Consider the following 16,783-nt stretch of genomic DNA (forward strand, 5'->3'; position numbering starts at 1 on the left):
TCTCCTCAGAAGGTCGTGACCCAGGCGATCACGCCGGTGATGGTCAGGATGCTGACCGCGGTGGATATCAGGATCGAGGCCGAGACGCGCTGCGGCGCGACCCCATAGTGCTGCGCAAGGATATAGACATTGCCCGCCACCGGCAGGGCGGCCGCGGCGATCATCACGCCCGCCGCCTGCCGCTCGACCGGAAAGACCAGGAGCGCCGAGGCCGCCACGGCCAGCGGATGCAGCACGAGCTTGCAGAACGAGAGCCAGGCCGCGACCTCGATCCGCTCGGCCGAGCGGGTGGCAAGCGAGGCGCCGATGGCAAAGAGCGCGCCGGGCGTGGCCGCGCCCCCCAGAAGCGCGAGGAACTCGTTGACCGGCCCCGGAACGGGTGCGCCCGTGGCCGACCAGCCGAGCCCCGCCACCATCGAGACGATCATCGGGTTCTTCAGCAGCCCCACGCCCAGCACCCTGATGATGCGCAGGCTCATGTGCCCCTCGCGCACGCCGGTGATGATGAGGGTGATGAGCGAGGAGAAGACGATGAGGTCGATCGCCAGCACCATCAGCACCGGCCCCGCGGCCTCGGGCCCCAGCAGCAGGACCAGCATCGGCACCCCGAGAAACCCCGTGTTGCCGATCACAGCGCACTGCCCCTCGATCGCGGCCTCCTCGGTGCTCACCCGCCGCAGCCGCGCCACCGCCACGGCCAGCAGATAGACGAGGGTGCAGCCCGTGAGATAGGCCATCACGAAGGGCAGCGACCAGATCTCGGCCAGCGACAGGTTCGCCGCAAAGCGGAAGAGCATGGCCGACAGGGCGAAGTAGAACACGAACTTCGTCAGCCACGAGGTCGCCTCCGGTGTGAAGAACCGCGCCCGCCCGGCGAGATAGCCCATCCCGATCAGAGCGAAGAAGGGCAAGGTCTTGAGAAGGACGGGCAGCATCTCAGGCTTTCGGCTCGGGTTGGCGCCAAGGTTTCACGCCACCCCGCTGGATGCAAGCTCGGCCAATCGTCTGATCCCCGTGCCGCGCCGCCGCGCAAGGCTCCCGTCGCCGCATCCGCGACAGGCGCCGCCTCTTGTGCACGATCGGGCGCCGCCTCCGCAGATGCCGCCTCGTCTCCGACGCCCGCCTTCGCGTTCACTCTGCCCAAATATCCTCGGGGGAGTCTCCGGCTCTGCCGGAGACGGGGGCAGACAGCCCCCCTCTTCGCTCCCCGTCTCGCCCGCACGTCCGGTGGGGATCCCAACCCTGATGGCGGGATCTGCCGCAGGGCGACAAGATGCCCGAGGTGAACCGTTCGGTTCGTTTTCCGCTTGCCTCTCCCGCCAACTCGCTCCATCTTCAAACTGAACCGTTCGGTTCATAAGGAGATCGAGATGAAACGTCTGACCCTGACAATGGCGACCCTGACGCTGGTGCTGGGTCTGGCGGCTCCGTCCTTTGCGCTGCCGCTGGACATTCCCCACCTCACCTGGCCCAAGGCCTGCACGGCCTGCGGCGGTTGAGCGGCGGGTTCTTGCGGCTCCTCCTGCGGCGCGCGTAAGGTCGCGGCAGGAGGAGCCCGATGCCAGCCGACACGATCCCGCTTCGCAAGGGCCGCAAGATGCCACAGGTGCTCGAGGGCGCCCGGAAGGTCTTTTTGCGCAACGGGTTCGAAGGGGCGAGCGTCGATGACATCGCGCGCGAGGCGGGCGTGTCAAAGGCGACGCTCTACAGCTATTTCCCCGACAAGCGGCTTCTGTTTCTGGAGGTCGCCAAGGCCGAGTGCCTGCGGCAGGCCGAAGAGGCCGTGGCGCTGATCACCTCCGACCTCGGCCCGCGCGAGGTGCTGACGATGGCGGCCGCGCGCATCGTCGATTTCGTGCTGTCCGACTTCGGGATCCGAACCTACCGGATCTGCGTGGCCGAGGCCGACAGGTTCCCGGAACTCGGGCACGAGTTCTACGCAAGCGGACCGGCCCTCGTCCGCCAGAGGATCGTGGAATACCTGCGGCAGGCCGTGGCGCGGCATGAGCTCATCATCGAGGATCTCGAGCTTGCCGCCGACCAGTTCGCCGAGTTGTGCAAGGCCGACCTCTTCAACCGCATCGTCTTTGGCGTGGGCGCGGCGGTGAGTGCCGGGGAGCGGCGCCGGGTGGTGGCCGGAGCGGTCGAGATGTTCCTCGCCCGCTACGCGCCCAGCGGCTGAATGCGCGCGGCCGGTTTCACATTGCTCCGCTACGCACCAGGGTCCCGGCGCTGCCCTCAGAGATCGAAGGTCGCGAACACCGGCGCGTGGTCGGAGGGTTGCAGCCAGCCTCGGGCTGCGCGGAGAATCCGGCTGCCGTGGGCTGCGTTCGCAATGTCGGGCGTGGCCCAGATGTGGTCGAGCCGCCGGCCCTTGTCGGCCGCCTCCCAGTCCGGCGACCGGTAGGACCACCAGGAATAGAGCCGCCCCTCGGGCAGGTCCTTGCGGGTCACGTCGATCCAGGCGCCGGCCTCCATCAGCGCGTTCAGATGGTCCACCTCGATCGGCGTATGGCTCACGATCTTGAGGAGCGCCTTGTGGTTCCAGACATCATCCTCGCGCGGCGCGATGTTGAGGTCGCCCACGAGGATCGCCTTGCGCGGCGTGTCGGCGCGGCACCAGTCGCGCATCCGGGTCAGGTAGTCGAGCTTCTGCCCGAACTTCACGTTCTGCTCGCGGTCGGGGATGTCGCCGCCCGCTGGCACATAGCAGTTGTGGATCGTGACTCCGTTCCCGAGCGTCGCCGAGACATGGCGCGCATGGCCCAGATCAGCGAAGTCATGGTCGCCCGCATCGACCAGCGGCAGCTTCGACAGGATCGCCACGCCGTTGTAGCTCTTCTGCCCGCGGGCCACGCACCAGTTGTAGCCGAGCGCCCGGAACGCCTCGAGCGGCATCTTCTCGACCGGGCTCTTGCATTCCTGCAGGCAGAGGATGTCGGGCATCTCTTCCGTCAGCAGGCGCGAGACCAGCGCCTCGCGCAGGCGGACCGAGTTGATGTTCCAGGTGGCGAGGGTGAAGGTCATGGCAGGCTCCGGTCTCAGGGCCCTTCTTCCTAGCCCGCGCGGCCGGGCGGGTCCATCGCCCCGCCGCAGCGCGGTCATTCACGAAGCATGAAAAAAGGCCGGGCACGAGGCCCGGCCAGATCCAACAGGGAGGGTCCGTGTCTCTAACCCCGACACGGGAGGGAACTCTCGCAACGGGCGAGCCCGCCGCTTCTCATGCAGTCTATACAGAAGAGTGTGATCGTTAAATTGATCTCACGCAACCAGCCTGTAACCGCCGGACTCGGTGACGAGAAGACGGGCATTGGACGGATCGGGCTCGATCTTCTGGCGCAACCTGTAGATGTGCGTCTCTAACGTGTGGGTTGTGACGCCGGCGTTATAGCCCCAAACCTCGTGGAGAAGCACCTCTCGCGCCACAACACCTTGTGAGGCCCTGTAAAGGAACTTCAAGATGTTGGTTTCCTTCTCGGTCAGGCGGATCTTGCGGTCCTTTTCGTCCACCAGCATCTTCTGCGCCGGGCGGAAGCTGTAGGGACCCAGCTGGAAGATTGCATCCTCTGATTGTTCGTGCGCACGGAGTTGCGCCCTGATGCGCGCAAGCAACACCGGGAACTTGAAGGGCTTGGTCACATAGTCGTTTGCGCCCGCATCGAGCCCCAGAATGGTGTCGCTGTCCGAATCATGTCCCGTCAGCATCATCACCGGGCACTTGACCCCGGCCTTGCGCATCCGGCGGCAGAGTTCGCGCCCGTCGGTGTCCGGCAGACCCACGTCGAGGATCACGAGGTCATAGAGACCGGCCTTGGCCTTCTCCATGCCTTCCGCGCCCGAGGCGGCCTCGAAGACGTCGAAATCCTCGGTCATCACGAGCTGTTCGCTCAGGGCCTCGCGAAGGTCGTCGTCATCGTCCACCAAGAGAATCTTCTTCAGGGAAGCCATCCGTCACTCCTTCGTTCGTGGTGATCACATGTGCGTGCGCCCGGCAGACGGCAAGATTTGCGGCCGATTTCTCACGCGCTCGTGTCGCAAGACGGCGGAATGTTTCAATTTCCTTCAGGTCTCGCTAGGAAGAAGCGGAAAGGACCCGTCATGCCGCTTTCCCTCAGCATCGTCGAACGCCTGAACCGTGCCCGAGGCGACCTGCGGATGGGCGTGCCTGTCGTGCTGACCGAAAACGGCCAGGGCGTGCTTGCCGTCGCCGTCGAGGCGCTGGAGCCCGCGCGGCTGGCCGAGCTGCGTCTCATGGGGCAGCCGGTGCTGGCCATCACCGCGCGCCGGGCCGAGACGCTCAAGGCGCGCGTCTATGACGGGGATCTTGCCCGGATCGAGCTGCCGGACGCGGCGGGCGAGGACTGGCTGAAGGCGGTGGCGGATCCGGCCGACGACCTGCGGCTGCCGATGAAGGGCCCGCTCCGCGCCCTGCGGGGCGGCGGGGCGGGGCTGGCGCGGGCCGCCCTGGCGCTGGCGAAATCGGCGCATCTGTTGCCCGCGGCGGTTCTGGTTGCGGTGCCCGATCCGATTAGGCTCGCCGCCGAGCATTCCCTGACCCTCCTGCCGCTGTCCGAGGTCGAGCCGGAACTCAGCCGCGGGTCGCCTCTCCATCCGGTGGTCTCGGCGCGGGTGCCGATGGTCGCCTCGCAGGCGGGGCGCGTGCATGTCTTCCGTCCCGAAGACGGCGGCGAAGAGCATTACGCCATCGAGATCGGCAAGCCCGACAGGGCCGAGCCCGTGCTTGCCCGGCTCCATTCGGCCTGCTTCACCGGCGACGTTCTGGGCAGCCTCAAGTGCGACTGCGGCCCGCAACTCCGGTCGGCGCTGGCGCGGATGGGCGAGGAGGGGGCGGGCGTGCTGCTTTACCTCAACCAGGAGGGGCGGGGGATCGGGCTCGCCAACAAGATGCGGGCCTATTCGCTTCAGGATCAGGGGTTTGACACGGTCGAAGCCAACCATCGGCTGGGCTTTGAGGATGACGAGCGCGATTTCCGCATCGGGGCGGGCATCCTGCGGCAGATGGGCTTTTCGGCGGTGCGCCTCATGACGAACAATCCGGCGAAGATCCGCATGATGGAGGCGAACGGCATCCGGGTGACCGAGCGTGCGCCGCTGCATGTCGGGCGGAACGAGTTCAACGCGGCCTATCTTGCCACCAAGGCCGCCAAGTCGGGGCATCTCGCATGACGGATCTTGTGGTCACCCACCAGGGCGCGCGCTTCGGACGCCGGTTCCTGCCCTGCTCGATCGGGAGGGGCGGCATCACGCACGAGAAGCGCGAGGGAGACGGCGCCACGCCGCGCGGCACGCACCGCATCGCCGGGCTGCTCTATCGCCCCGACCGGGTGGCCACTTCGGAGTTGCCCGACTGGGCCCAGCCCTTCGGCCCGTCGGACCTGTGGTCGGATGATCCGCGCGACGTGGATTACAACCAGCTGGTGCGCGCGCCCCACCGCTACGGGCACGAACGGCTGAGCCGCGCGGATCCGCTCTATGACGTGATCCTGCTCACCGACTGGAACTGGCCCGAGGCGGTGCCGGGCCGCGGCTCGGCGATCTTCCTGCACACTTGGCGGCGGCCGCGCCATCCGACGGCGGGCTGCGTGGCCTTTTCCCGCACCGACCTGCTGTGGCTCGCGCACCGCCTGACGCCCGAGAGCCGGCTGGTCGTGCGCTGACCGCTCAGGCCCGGCCGGCGGCCGTGTAGTCGCGCGCGCCGAAGATGGCCGATCCCACGCGGACATGGGTCGCGCCCGCGGCGATGGCCGCCTCGAAGTCGCCGCTCATGCCCATCGACAGGCCGCCGAGCCCGTTCCGATCGGCGATCGCGGCCAGCTGGGCGAAGTGGGGCGCGCTGTCCTCGCCCTCGGGCGGGATGCACATGAGGCCGCGGACCGGCAGATCCATGCTGCGGCAGGTGGCGATGAAGCCGTCGGCGTCGGCGGGCAGGACGCCGGCCTTCTGCGGCTCTTCGCCCGTGTTCACCTGCACGAACAGCTCGGGCGAGGCGCCGCGCTCCTGCGCGAGGCGGGCCAGCTTGTCGGCGAGCGACGGCCGGTCGAGCGTGTGGATCGCGTCGAAAAGCCCGACGGCGGCCTTGGCCTTGTTGGTCTGCAACGGCCCGATCATGTGGATCGAGAGGCGCCCGAACCGCGCCCTCAGGTCGGGCCACTTGCCCTGCGCCTCCTGAACGTAGTTCTCGCCGAAGATCCGGTGGCCCGCCTCGAGCACCGCCACCACGCGGTCAAGCGGCTGCACCTTCGAGACCGCGATCAGCTCGACCGAGCCGGGCGCGCGGCCCGCGGCCTTCTCGGCCTCGGCGATGCGTTTTAGGATCGTCTCAAGCATTCTTGCCCTCCAGCGCGTCGATGAACTCCTTGAGGTCCGCGGCATGGCGCTCCCACGCCCGGGTCGAGCTGCGGTAGATCGGCTGGCGCACCTGATAGAGGCTCAGCGTCTGCACGCGGCGCGTGTTCTCGTGGAAATTGAGGCAGGCATCCTCCCACGGCAGGCCGCAGGCGGCGATCAGGCGGCGCGACTCCTCTTCGGGATGGGCCACCAGATCCTCATACCGGATCTCGTGGAAGCCCCCCGGCAGCTTTTCGCGCCAGAAGTCGATCAGCTCCTCGAACATGCGGAAGTAGAGGCCGAGGTCGCGCAGGTCATAGGCGTAGAGATGCGTGTTCTCGGCAAAGACATTCCGATAGATCGAGAGCGCGGTATCGCGCGGGTCGCGGCGCACGACCACGAACTTCGCCCTGGGCAGGGCCGAGGCGATGAAGCCCATCCAGGCGTGGGTCTGGATCGACTTGTCGGTGACCTGAAGCGCGTCGGGAAAGCGGCGGCGCATCTCGGCCTCGTAGCGGCGGCCCATGGCGGCGACCTCTTCGGGCGGGATGTCGCCCCAGCGGCGGTGGCGACCCTCGGCGTCGAGCACGACCTTCTGCACCTCGCGCGCGGCAACCCCGGCCTCACCCGCGCCGGTCATGCGGCTGTGGCTGGCGATGATCTGCTCGACAAGCGTTGTGCCCGAGCGCGGCATGCCGGTGACGAAGACGGGGGCGTAGTCCGTGGCACCGGGCGCGGGCGCGGGGGTGAAATCGGCGAAGGTCCTGAAGATCCCGTCAAGCTCCGCCCGGCGGGTGGCGATGTCATAGGGGTGGGCCTTGCGCATCAGCCGGTTGGCCGGGTGCAGATAGGCAAAGAGGCTGTCGGGGCGCTTGAGGTCGTCCATCGCCTTGGCCAGCGCAAAGCCGAGATGCATCCGGTCGGCCTCGGGCGTGGCGGGGTCGTCGAAGCGGCGCTGCATGTCGGCCAGAAGCGGGTCGTCGGGCGTCATCTTCAGGCTCGCCGACAGGATGCGGTAGAACTCTCCCCGATCCGGCGCGAGGGTGATCGCCCGGCGCAGCAGCGCCTCGGCCTCGGCAAAGGCGCCGCGGCCCTGCAGCAGCAGCCCCTTGCGCGAGAGCAGCATCGCATGGTCGGGCTCGCGCGCGAGGCCCCTGTCGTAGGCGGCCTCCGCCCCCGCCTCGTCGCCCCGCAACAGCAACACCTGTCCGAGCCGCAGCTGCAGATCGGCCGAGCGGTTGCCGGCCGCCTCGGCGGCGCGGAAGGCGGCTTCGGCCTCGGCCAGGTTGCGCAGGTCGGTCTGCAGGATCCCGAGCTGGAGGTGCGCCTCGGCATGGTCCGGTTCGGCGGCCACCGCGCGCTTGAGAGCCGCCAGCGCCTGCGCGGGTCGGCCCAGCCGGGCCAGCGTCACCGCAAGCAGGATGAGCGCGCGGGCGGGCTTGCGGGACAGGCTCGCGGCGCGACCCAGCGGATCGAGCGCTTCGGCCGGGCGTCCGAGTGCGAGAAGCGCCTGCGCCAGATGGAGATGCCCATCCGGCCAGCCCGGTTCGAGCGCCGTGGCGCGCTGGAAGGCGGCGAGGGCGGTTGCGGGCTGGCCGAGCGCCATCCGCGCATTGCCCAGCACATCCGCGGCGAGTGCGCAGTCGGGAGCGGCCTTGAGGATCGCGAGGGCGCGGCGCTCGGCGGTCGGCATCCGCCCTGCCTGATAGTCGGCCAGAAGCGCCTTCACCTCGGCGGGTGCCGCGCGCCCGATGCGGGGCTGCGCCACGGGCTTCGGCTGCCCGGCCGACAGCCGGCCCTCGATCTGCTGCAGGAGCGGAGGGGGCAGGCGAGCCTCGCGCGCGGCCTCGATCACGGTCTGGCGGGCGGCGCTGTCGCCAAAGGTGGCCGCGGCGGCGCTCCAGGTCTGCCAGGCGGCGGCCTCCTGCGGGCGGCTCCGCGCGGCGCGGCCGAGACGGTCCAGCGCCTCGGGCGCGCGGCGGGTGGCGAGCAGGCGGCCGAGGTGGAAGTTCGCCGGCGCATCGTCGGGCGCGATGGCCAGCATCGAGCGGTAACGCTCCTCGGCCTCGGGCAGGCGGCCGGCCTCGTGCAGGCGCAGCGCCTCGGTCAGAAGCCGGGGGAGGTGGGCAGGGTTCAGGGGCAGCATGGGATCCATCCGCAGGGTCTGCCGCGCGATTACCACGGCGGGGCGCCTCTGTCGATTTGGCGGGAGGCGCCTCTGTGCCGGAACTGTCGGCTCGCCGCCCGTTCCCGGACTGCGTTGCGAGCGCCGGTGCGGGTCTTTCTGGTGCGGCAAGAGGGTCAGGATGCAAGCGGTGGAAATGAAAAGAGCGGGCACAAGGCCCGCTCTTTCCATTCAGGATCGGAGATCCGATCAGAACGACATCGACACGCCGACCGAGTAGGTCTCGAAGTCGCCGTCCACGCCGTCGATGTCCGAGTCGCCGTAGCCGCCGTGCAGCTTCAGGCCGCCGCCGAGGTCGTAGGCCGCCGCGATGCCGTAGCCCTTGGCCTTGTCGCCGTCGAGGTCGAACTCGCCGTAGTTCGCGCCGACCTGGAAGGCGCCGATGGTGTAGCCAGCCGACACACCGAGGTGCTCGAAGTCTTCGATGTCGTTGTTGAACTTGGTGTAAGCAACGCCAGCCACGAAGCCGTTGTTGAAGTCACCGGTGAGCGACACCGAGTAGATGTCCATGTCAACACCGCCCGGCAGAGCGCCGAGGAAGTCGCCGAGGTTGCCCGGGGCCCAGTTGCCCGAGGTGGTCATGCTCTGGTAGCCGAGGCCGAGGCCGAGGCCGAAGCCGGCGAAGTCGCCACGGTACTTCATACCGACGGCGTAGCCGTCGTCGTTCTCGCCGCTGTCGTCCAGCTCGGCCGAGATGGCCACGCCGAAGTCGCCGAAGCTGTAGTCGTAGCGGGCGATCTGGTTGTCGTAGTTGCCGTCACCGAACGCGCCCATGTAGCCGGCGTGCATGGTTTCGTCGTCGCCGATCGAGCCCGGGTTGCCGACGTTTTCGGTGATCGCCCAGTCAACGGCGCCGTCGATCTCGCCCATGGTCAGGGTGCCGAAGGCGCCCGAGATGAAGGCCGCTTCGTTGTCGGCCGAGAAGTTGCCGTTCGAGCGGCCTTCGTCCTTCGAGATTTCGACGCTCACACCGAACGCGAGGCCGGTGTCGGTCTCGCTGGTCGCGGTGACCTTGAGGTCGAAGTCGTTGTGGAACTGGGTTTCGCCGTTGGAAGCGAAGTTGATGTTGTCGTCACCGCCGCCGACGACGCCCATCTCGGCGTAGCCCGAGAAGCTGATTTCGGCCGCAGCCACGCCCGCGGTCATGACCAGAGCCGTGGTCGCAAGAAGAATCTGTTTCATAGTTTCCCTCGTTTGTCTCGTCTGCGCCCCAGCTCAGGGGAATCCGAGTGGGCCTGCCTCTGTTTCCCTCCGGATGGCCTCGATTGCAAACGGAACGGGCCTGTTGCGGGGAAAGACGTTGATGATGGTGCAGTCTTGCCACAGTCCGCGAGGGTGCCCGCGGAACCGTCCAAGGGTCGGTAAAACAGTCGCTTTCCCGCCGCCCGGACCGCGGCGCCGGAAAAACCTTGGCACGGTCCGGAGCCTCGGATAGACAGCACGGGACGTCACACACGGGGGACTTCATGAGCTTCCATCGCCTCGCGCGCGCCGCCCTTCCGGTCGGGCTTGCGCTTTCGCTCTCGGCCTGCGGCGGCATGACGGGCGGGGGAAACAGCGGCTTCACGGGCGGCGGGGCCGAGCGGCAGGTGGAAGCGGCGGCGGCCCAGCGGCAGGCGGAGTTCGCCGAGCGCAACCGCGGCGCCACGGTGGCGGGGGCCAACAGTGGTGGGCGCTCGAGCGTGTGGGACCTGTTCGGGACCAAGGACAACCCCAACACCACCGTCGGCGTGAACAAGTATATCTGGAACGCCGCGCTCGAGGTGCTGAACTTCCTGCCGGTGCAGTCGGTCGATCCCTTCACCGGGGTGATCTCGACCGGCTATGGCGTGCCGCCGGGCGGCGGGCGGGCCTATCGCGCGACCGTCTATGTGCAGGATGCGGCGCTCGATGCGCGCTCGCTCAAGGTGGCGTTGCAGGGGCAGGGCGGCGGTCCGGTCTCGGCCGAGACCCAGCGTGCGGTCGAGGATGCGATCCTGACCCGGGCACGGCAGCTGAGGCTGCGCGACTCGCGTCTCTGACGGGGCGGGGGCCGGGGCGGCTCTGGACCTCGGCCGCTGCCTCGGTGTAACTGCGGGCGATCCCTGTTCCGAAGAGGCCGCCATGTCGCGTTACGACCCCGCAGCAACCGAAAGCCGTTGGCAGGCCGCCTGGGATGAGGCGGGCGTCTTCACGGCGCGGCACGACCCCTCGCGGCCGAAATATTATGTGCTCGAGATGTTCCCCTATCCGTCGGGGCGCATCCACATGGGGCATGTCCGCAACTACACGATGGGCGATGTGGTGGCGCGGCAGAAGGCCGCCGCCGGCTATTCGGTGCTGCATCCGATGGGCTGGGACGCCTTCGGGATGCCGGCCGAGAACGCCGCGATGGAGCGCGGCGGCCATCCCAAGGACTGGACCTACGGCAACATCGCCGACATGCGCGCGCAGATGAAGCCTTTGGGCCTGTCGATCGACTGGAGCCGCGAGTTCGCGACCTGCGACCCGGAGTATTACGGCCAGCAGCAGGCGATGTTCATCGACATGCTTGAGGCGGGCCTGATCTACCGCAAGAACGCCGTGGTGAACTGGGACCCGGTCGACATGACGGTGCTCGCGAACGAGCAGGTGATCGACGGCAAGGGCTGGCGCTCGAACGCGCCGGTCGAGCGGCGCGAGCTGACGCAGTGGTTCTTCCGGATCTCGGACTATGCGGGTGAACTGCTGGAGGCACTCGACAGGCTGAAGGACTGGCCCGAGAAGGTGCGGCTGATGCAGGCCAACTGGATCGGCAAGTCGCGCGGGCTGCAGTTCGCCTTCTCGACCGTGGGCGCGCCCGAGGGCTTCGACCGGCTCGAGGTCTACACGACGCGCCCGGACACGCTGATGGGGGCGTCCTTCGCCGCGATCTCGCCGGATCATCCGCTGGCCAGGCATCTCGAGCGGCACTCGCCCGAGGTGGCCGGGTTCGTCGCCGAATGCCGCCGCGTCGGCACCTCGGAAGAGGCGCTGGAGAAGGCGGAGAAAAAGGGTTTCGACACCGGTATCCGGGTGCGGCATCCCTTTGACACGGCGTGGGAACTGCCGGTCTATATCGCCAATTTCATCCTGATGGATTACGGCACGGGGGCAATTTTCGGCTGCCCGGCGCATGACCAGCGCGATTTCGAGTTCGCCTCGAAATACGGCCTGCCGATCCCGCCGGTCTTCGTCGCCGAAGGCACCGAGGAGGCGCCGCTGACCGAAGCCTTCGTGCCAATGAAATCCGAGCGCGTGGCCTATGTCCGCGGCTTTGCCGGCTCGCTGGTGCAGACCGGCGAGGAAGCTGTCGCCGCCGCCATCGAGTTCTGCGAATCGAAGGGTGTCGGCCGCGGCGTCACCAACTACCGCCTGCGCGACTGGGGCATCAGCCGGCAACGCTACTGGGGCTGCCCGATCCCGGTGATCCACTGCGAGACCTGCGGCGTGGTGCCTGAGGCGAAGGAAAACCTGCCGGTCCGCCTGCCCGATGACGTGACCTTCGACGTGCCGGGCAACCCGCTCGACCGCCATCCGACATGGCGCGACTGCACCTGCCCGAAATGCGGCGCCAAGGCCCGGCGCGAGACCGACACGATGGACACCTTTGTCGATTCGAGCTGGTATTACGCGCGCTTCACCGCGCCGCGCGCCGCGACGCCCACCGACCCCGAGGAAGCCGACTACTGGATGAACGTCGACCAGTATATCGGCGGCATCGAGCACGCGATCCTGCACCTGCTCTATTCCCGCTTCTTCGCGCGGGCGATGCAGAAGACCGGCCACCTGCCCGCCAAGGCGATCGAGCCGTTCAACGCGCTCTTCACGCAAGGGATGGTGACGCACGAGATCTACTGCCAGAGCCAATGTGCAGGCACATCGCCCAATGGGGTTATCAATGTCAGGCTCGTCTATTTCCTTCCTGAGGAAGTGAAGAAGGATGAACAAGGGAATGCCTTCCTGAAGGCGGATGGCTCCAAAGTTAAAATTATTCCCTCGGCAAAGATGTCGAAGTCGAAGAAGAACGTCGTCGATCCGATGAACATCATAAGCCAGTTCGGTGCCGATACGGCGCGCTGGTTCGTGATGTCGGACAGCCCGCCCGAGCGCGACGTGGAATGGACGGCCTCGGGCGCCGAGGCGGCGTTCAAGCATCTGGGCCGCGTCTGGCGGCTCGCCGACGAGATCAGCCGCGCCGACGCTGCCGCCAATGCCGAGGATGTGGCGCTCGATCGTGCCACCGCCAAGGCCATCGCCGAGGTGACGCAAGGCATCGAGGGCTTTGCCTTCAACAAGGCCATCGCCAAGCTCTACGAATTCACCAACACGCTGTCGCGCTCGGCCGCGGGGGCCGAGGCGAAGCGGCGCGCGATGCGGACCATGGCGCAGCTCATGTCGCCGATGGTGCCGCACCTTGCGGAAGAGGTCTGGTCGATGCTCGGCGGCGAGGGGCTGGTCGCGCAGGCGCCCTGGCCCAAGGCGGACCCTGCGCTTCTGGTCGATGACATGGTGACCCTGCCGATCCAGATCAACGGCAAGCGCCGGGCCGAAGTCACGGTGCCGAAGGACATGGCCGCTTCCGAGGTTGAAAAGCTGGTGCTGGCGGACGAAGCTGTGCAGCGGGCGCTGTCGGGAGGCGCTCCGAAGAAGCTGATCGTCGTGCCGGGCCGCATCGTCAATGTCGTCATCTGACCGCCGCTCCTTCCTGCTCGCCGCGCTGGCACTGGCCGGCTGCGGCTTCCGTCCGGCCTATGGGCCGGGCGGCCCGGCCGAGCAGCTGCAGGGCTCGATCCGCGTGGAGGATCCGACCGACAAGAACGGGTTCGACCTCGTGGAGCGGCTGGAAGAGCGGATCGGCCGCCCCGAGGCCCCGCGCTTCGACCTGCGCTACCGGATCTCGACCGGCATCGACAGCGTGGGCATCACGCCTTCGGACTCCATCACCCGCTACAACCTGACCGGCCGGATCGAGTTCACGCTTGTGGAGCGGGCGAGCGGCGAGGTCGTCCAGAGCGGGACGGTCTCCAACTTCACCTCCTGGTCGGCGACCGGCTCGACCGTTGCGGCGCTGGTGGCCGAAGAAGATGCGAAATACCGCCTGATGCGCATCCTGGCCGACCAGATCGTGACGCAACTGATCGCGACGTCGGGGCGCTGGCTGGCATGATCCTGCGCGGCGCCGAGGCCGTGCGCTACCTTGCAAAGCCCGATCCGGCGCGCGCGGGGCTGCTTGTCTTCGGGCAGGATGCGATGCGGGTCGCGCTGAAACGGCAGGAGGCGATCCTTGGGCTGATCGGGGCGGAGGGCGCGGCCGAGATGCGGCTGACCCGGATTCCCGCCTCGGACCTGCGCCGCGATCCGGCGGCGCTGATGGACGCCATGACGGCGAAAGGTTTTTTCGACGGCCCTCGTGCGGTGCTGCTGGAAGAGGCCACGGACGGTTTGGCGGATCTGGTCGGGAAGGTGCTCAGGGAGTGGCGCCCGGGGGATGCGCAGGTGGTGGTGACGGCGGGGGGACTCACCGGCCGGTCGTCGCTGAAAAAACTTTTCGAGGCCCATCCGAACGCGGTCTGCATCGGCCTCTACGACGATCCGCCCACGCGGGAGGAGATCGACACGATGCTCCGGCAGGCCGGCCTCGGGCGCATCGACCCTGCGGCGATGGCGGGTCTCGCTGCGCTGGCCCGCGACCTCGATCCGGGCGACTTCCGGCAGACGGTGGAAAAGCTCGCGCTCTACAAGCTCGGCGATTCCGCACCGCTCTCGTCGGCGGATGTGGCCGAGATGGCGCCTGCGTCGATCGAGGCGGGCGTTGACGAGGTGATCCACGCCGTCGCCGAGGGGCGGCGCGCCGAAGTCTCGCCGCTGGTGCGCCGGCTCGAGGCGCAGGGGGTCACGGCCGTCGCCCTCTGTATCGGCGCCATGCGCCATTTCCGCAGCCTGCACCGGATCGCCGCCGGGGCGGAGCCGGGGCGGGGAGGCTTCAACCCCCGGCAGGAGCGGATGCAGCGGCAGGCCCGCCAGTGGGGCGCGAGCCGGCTGGAAGAGGCGCTCACGCTGCTGGTCGAGACCGACCTCACGCTCCGCTCGGCCAGTCGCGCCCCCGCGATGGCCGTGATGGAGCGCGCGCTGATCCGGCTCTGCACGGTCAGGTGACGGCCGATTCTCGCAGGCGGGGCACGATGATGCCTCTACCGGGGGTGAATCCTCGTGCGGAACATGCTAGATCCTGTGGCAGGCAGAACAAGAAACTTGGAGCAGACCATGAACAGGCTATCCCTGCTCGCCCTCGGGGCGGCGCTGGCGGCATCTCCGGCGGCCGCCCAGATGACGGGTGCGACCCTCGATTTCAGCCATTCCTTCTTCACCGAGGATGGCGACGTGTCCAAGACCAGCCTTGGCGGCAGCGCCGAGATGTCGATCGGGACCAACTTTGGCGTGCAGGGCGATCTCGGCTACGCGCGGCTGCACGGGATCGAGGATGATGCGACCTCGGTGGCCGTTCACGGCCTGCTCTATGTCACGCCCGAGACCGCGCTCGGGGCCTTTTACGGGATCGAGGAGCTGGCGGGCGACGGCGTGAACTTCTACGGGTTCGAGGTCGGCCAGAAGAGCGACCTTTTCGATGTCGAGGCCTATGTCGGGCGCGCGGACAACTCCGGCCTGACGGGCTCGATGATGGGGCTGGAAGGTCGCGTGTCGCTGGCCAGCGGCTTCGGGGTCGGCGCCAAGGTGAACCACCTTGACGTCGAGGGGCTTGATACCACGCGCGTCGGGCTGACCGGCGACTACACGCTGCCGAACGGGCTGGCGCTGACGGCCGAGCTGGGGACGGTGAATGCGGACGATCTCGGGCTTGACGGGTCCGAGCCCTACATCGGTCTCGGTGCCCGCTTCGACTTCGGACGCGGCACGATGTTCAGCCGGCGGACCCTGACGGCGGTGGCTCCGGGGCTCTGAGGCCGGGGCCGTTGAAAAAGGCTGCCGCGCGGCCGGCATGGCGTCCGGTCGCGAGGCAGGCGGTGAGGAGATAGCCTCCCGTCGGTGCCTCCCAGTCCAGCATTTCCCCGCAGGCAAAGACGCCGGGAAGCGCGCGCAGTTCGAGCCCGCTGGTCAGGCTCTCACGGATGATGCCTCCCGCGGTCGAGATTGCCTCGTCGAGCGGACGTGGCCCGTCCAGCGGCACCGGCAGCTCCTTGAGCCGGGCCGCCAGAGCCTCGACCGGGGGGAGGGGGCGCGCGAACTCCTGCACCAGCGCCACGGCTGCGGGCGCAAGGCCCAGCTTGCGGAGGCGGTTGGCGAGGCTCTCTCCGGCCCGGCCGCGGGCCAGCCGGGCGCGCACCTCATCCAGTGTCAGATCCGGCAACAGATCGAGCGCAAGCGGAGCGCCCTCGCGCAGCAGGCGGGCGATGGCGTAGATGCCGCCGCCCTCGAGGCCGCGGGCCGAGATCACGAACTCCCCCCTCTCCCGACGATTGCCCGCCAGCAGGGCCACACCCTTGACGGGCGAACCGAAATGCCGGGCCATGTGCGCCGACCAGGCCACGCGGAAGCCCATGTTGGCGGGGCGGAAGGGCGCGATCCCGATGCCGCGCGCGTCAAGCCACGGGGCCCACGCGCCGTCCGAGCCCAGCCGCGACCAGCTCGCCCCGCCGAGGGCGAGCACAGTCACGCGCGGCGCGAGGTCGACCATGCCTTCGGGCGTGCGGAAGCGGAGACCTTTGCCAAACCCTTCCCAGCGCCAGCGGGTGCGGATCTCGACCCCGAGCGACGCCAGCCGCGCCAGCCACGCCCGCAGCAGCGGCGAGGCCTTCATGGCCTGCGGGAACACCCGCCCGGACGAGCCGGTGAAGACCGGCTGCCCGAGCGCGCGGCACCAGTCCTGCACCTCGGTCGGCCCGAAGTCGGCGAGCATGGGCGCCAGCCAGTCCGCGGCCTCCTCATATCGGGCAAGGAAAGGGGCGGCCGGCTCGTCCTTGGTGATGTTGAGGCCCGATTTGCCGGCCATCAGCAGCTTGCGCGCGACGCTGGGTTTCGCCTCGCAGATCACGGTCCGGCGACCGGCCCTCGCAAGTTCTTCGGCCGCCATCAGCCCCGCCGGCCCGCCGCCGATCACCAGAGCGTCCATCTGTTCGTCCCGCATCTTTCCCGCGGGCGCACCCTAGTCGGGGTGCCGGGAAACAGGAAGAGGGCGCGGCGCCGTCTCGCGGCGCCGCGCCCGGCTGACAGCTGCAAAGGACAGCGGGTCAG

The 16,783-nt window shown here is 68.5% G+C and carries 16 protein-coding genes; 9 read left to right on the forward strand and 7 right to left on the reverse strand.

What is annotated here, in order from left to right; translation table 11 throughout:
* Positions 1 to 5: 5 nt before the first annotated feature.
* Positions 6 to 935 carry an AEC family transporter gene (locus FG154_RS04150; protein WP_145104634.1) on the reverse strand — a complete coding sequence of 310 codons (930 nt, stop codon included), beginning with the start codon at positions 933 to 935 and terminating at the stop codon, positions 6 to 8.
* Between the two features lie 435 nt (positions 936 to 1,370).
* Here FG154_RS04150 and FG154_RS21705 point away from each other — a divergent pair, with 435 nt between their 5' ends.
* Complete coding sequence (locus tag FG154_RS21705) at positions 1,371 to 1,499, forward strand: hypothetical protein (protein ID WP_145104636.1); 129 nt, start codon at positions 1,371 to 1,373, stop codon at positions 1,497 to 1,499.
* A gap of 59 nt (positions 1,500 to 1,558) precedes the next feature.
* The gene (locus FG154_RS04160) at positions 1,559 to 2,182 is read left to right on the forward strand and encodes a TetR/AcrR family transcriptional regulator (RefSeq protein ID WP_145104638.1); all 624 of its coding nucleotides are present in this window, start codon (positions 1,559 to 1,561) and stop codon (positions 2,180 to 2,182) included.
* A 56-nt stretch (positions 2,183 to 2,238) separates the two neighbouring features.
* Here the strand turns inward: FG154_RS04160 and FG154_RS04165 are convergent, their stop codons facing one another.
* Together FG154_RS04165 and FG154_RS04170 are read right to left on the reverse strand one after the other, a co-directional pair.
* The gene (locus tag FG154_RS04165; protein WP_145104640.1) at positions 2,239 to 3,027 is read right to left on the reverse strand and encodes an exodeoxyribonuclease III; all 789 of its coding nucleotides are present in this window, start codon (positions 3,025 to 3,027) and stop codon (positions 2,239 to 2,241) included.
* Positions 3,028 to 3,261: 234 nt separating this feature from the next.
* The gene (locus FG154_RS04170; protein ID WP_011910071.1) at positions 3,262 to 3,948 is read right to left on the reverse strand and encodes a response regulator transcription factor; all 687 of its coding nucleotides are present in this window, start codon (positions 3,946 to 3,948) and stop codon (positions 3,262 to 3,264) included.
* Between the two features lie 150 nt (positions 3,949 to 4,098).
* Here FG154_RS04170 and ribA point away from each other — a divergent pair, with 150 nt between their 5' ends.
* Both ribA and FG154_RS04180 read left to right on the forward strand, forming a co-directional pair.
* On the forward strand, positions 4,099 to 5,187 hold the full coding sequence (gene ribA / locus FG154_RS04175; RefSeq protein WP_145104642.1) for a GTP cyclohydrolase II: 1,089 nt from the start codon (positions 4,099 to 4,101) through the stop codon (positions 5,185 to 5,187).
* Positions 5,184 to 5,678, forward strand: a complete 495-nt coding sequence (locus FG154_RS04180) for a L,D-transpeptidase family protein (protein WP_145104644.1) — start codon at positions 5,184 to 5,186, stop codon at positions 5,676 to 5,678. The genes ribA and FG154_RS04180 overlap by 4 nt, the downstream gene beginning before the upstream one ends.
* A gap of 4 nt (positions 5,679 to 5,682) precedes the next feature.
* On the opposite strand, the gene FG154_RS04185 is transcribed toward FG154_RS04180, so the two are convergent.
* The 3 genes from FG154_RS04185 to FG154_RS04195 all read right to left on the reverse strand — a co-directional run bounded on the left by FG154_RS04185 (position 5,683) and on the right by FG154_RS04195 (position 9,715).
* The gene (locus FG154_RS04185; RefSeq protein ID WP_145104646.1) at positions 5,683 to 6,348 is read right to left on the reverse strand and encodes a YggS family pyridoxal phosphate-dependent enzyme; all 666 of its coding nucleotides are present in this window, start codon (positions 6,346 to 6,348) and stop codon (positions 5,683 to 5,685) included.
* A complete protein-coding gene (locus FG154_RS04190; protein ID WP_145104647.1) occupies positions 6,341 to 8,494 on the reverse strand; it encodes a tetratricopeptide repeat-containing sulfotransferase family protein in 2,154 nt (717 codons plus the stop codon). The genes FG154_RS04185 and FG154_RS04190 overlap by 8 nt, the downstream gene beginning before the upstream one ends.
* Before the next feature lie 228 nt (positions 8,495 to 8,722).
* Entirely contained in the window at positions 8,723 to 9,715 is a 993-nt protein-coding gene (locus FG154_RS04195; RefSeq protein WP_145104650.1) for a porin, read from the reverse strand.
* A gap of 284 nt (positions 9,716 to 9,999) precedes the next feature.
* Here FG154_RS04195 and FG154_RS04200 point away from each other — a divergent pair, with 284 nt between their 5' ends.
* From FG154_RS04200 to FG154_RS04220, 5 genes are all read left to right on the forward strand, one after another.
* Positions 10,000 to 10,554 (forward strand): DUF3576 domain-containing protein, encoded by a 555-nt coding sequence (locus FG154_RS04200; RefSeq protein WP_145104652.1) that lies wholly within the window; start codon positions 10,000 to 10,002, stop codon positions 10,552 to 10,554.
* Positions 10,555 to 10,636: 82 nt separating this feature from the next.
* Positions 10,637 to 13,225 (forward strand): leucine--tRNA ligase, encoded by a 2,589-nt coding sequence (leuS, locus tag FG154_RS04205; RefSeq protein ID WP_145104654.1) that lies wholly within the window; start codon positions 10,637 to 10,639, stop codon positions 13,223 to 13,225.
* Positions 13,212 to 13,700: an LPS assembly lipoprotein LptE gene (lptE, locus tag FG154_RS04210; RefSeq protein ID WP_145104656.1), complete on the forward strand. Its 489-nt coding sequence runs from the start codon at positions 13,212 to 13,214 to the stop codon at positions 13,698 to 13,700. Before leuS ends, lptE begins: the two co-directional genes overlap by 14 nt.
* On the forward strand, positions 13,697 to 14,689 hold the full coding sequence (holA, locus tag FG154_RS04215) for a DNA polymerase III subunit delta (protein ID WP_145104658.1): 993 nt from the start codon (positions 13,697 to 13,699) through the stop codon (positions 14,687 to 14,689). Before lptE ends, holA begins: the two co-directional genes overlap by 4 nt.
* 108 nt (positions 14,690 to 14,797) lie before the next feature.
* Entirely contained in the window at positions 14,798 to 15,493 is a 696-nt protein-coding gene (locus FG154_RS04220; RefSeq protein ID WP_145104660.1) for an outer membrane beta-barrel protein, read from the forward strand.
* On the opposite strand, the gene FG154_RS04225 is transcribed toward FG154_RS04220, so the two are convergent.
* The gene (locus tag FG154_RS04225; protein WP_145104876.1) at positions 15,453 to 16,661 is read right to left on the reverse strand and encodes a TIGR03862 family flavoprotein; all 1,209 of its coding nucleotides are present in this window, start codon (positions 16,659 to 16,661) and stop codon (positions 15,453 to 15,455) included. The two genes, FG154_RS04220 and FG154_RS04225, sit on opposite strands and share 41 nt — an antisense overlap.
* Positions 16,662 to 16,783: the final 122 nt, after the last annotated feature.

The sequence above is a fragment of the Cereibacter sediminicola genome, from assembly GCF_007668225.1.
Lineage (GTDB): Bacteria > Pseudomonadota > Alphaproteobacteria > Rhodobacterales > Rhodobacteraceae > Cereibacter_A > Cereibacter_A azotoformans.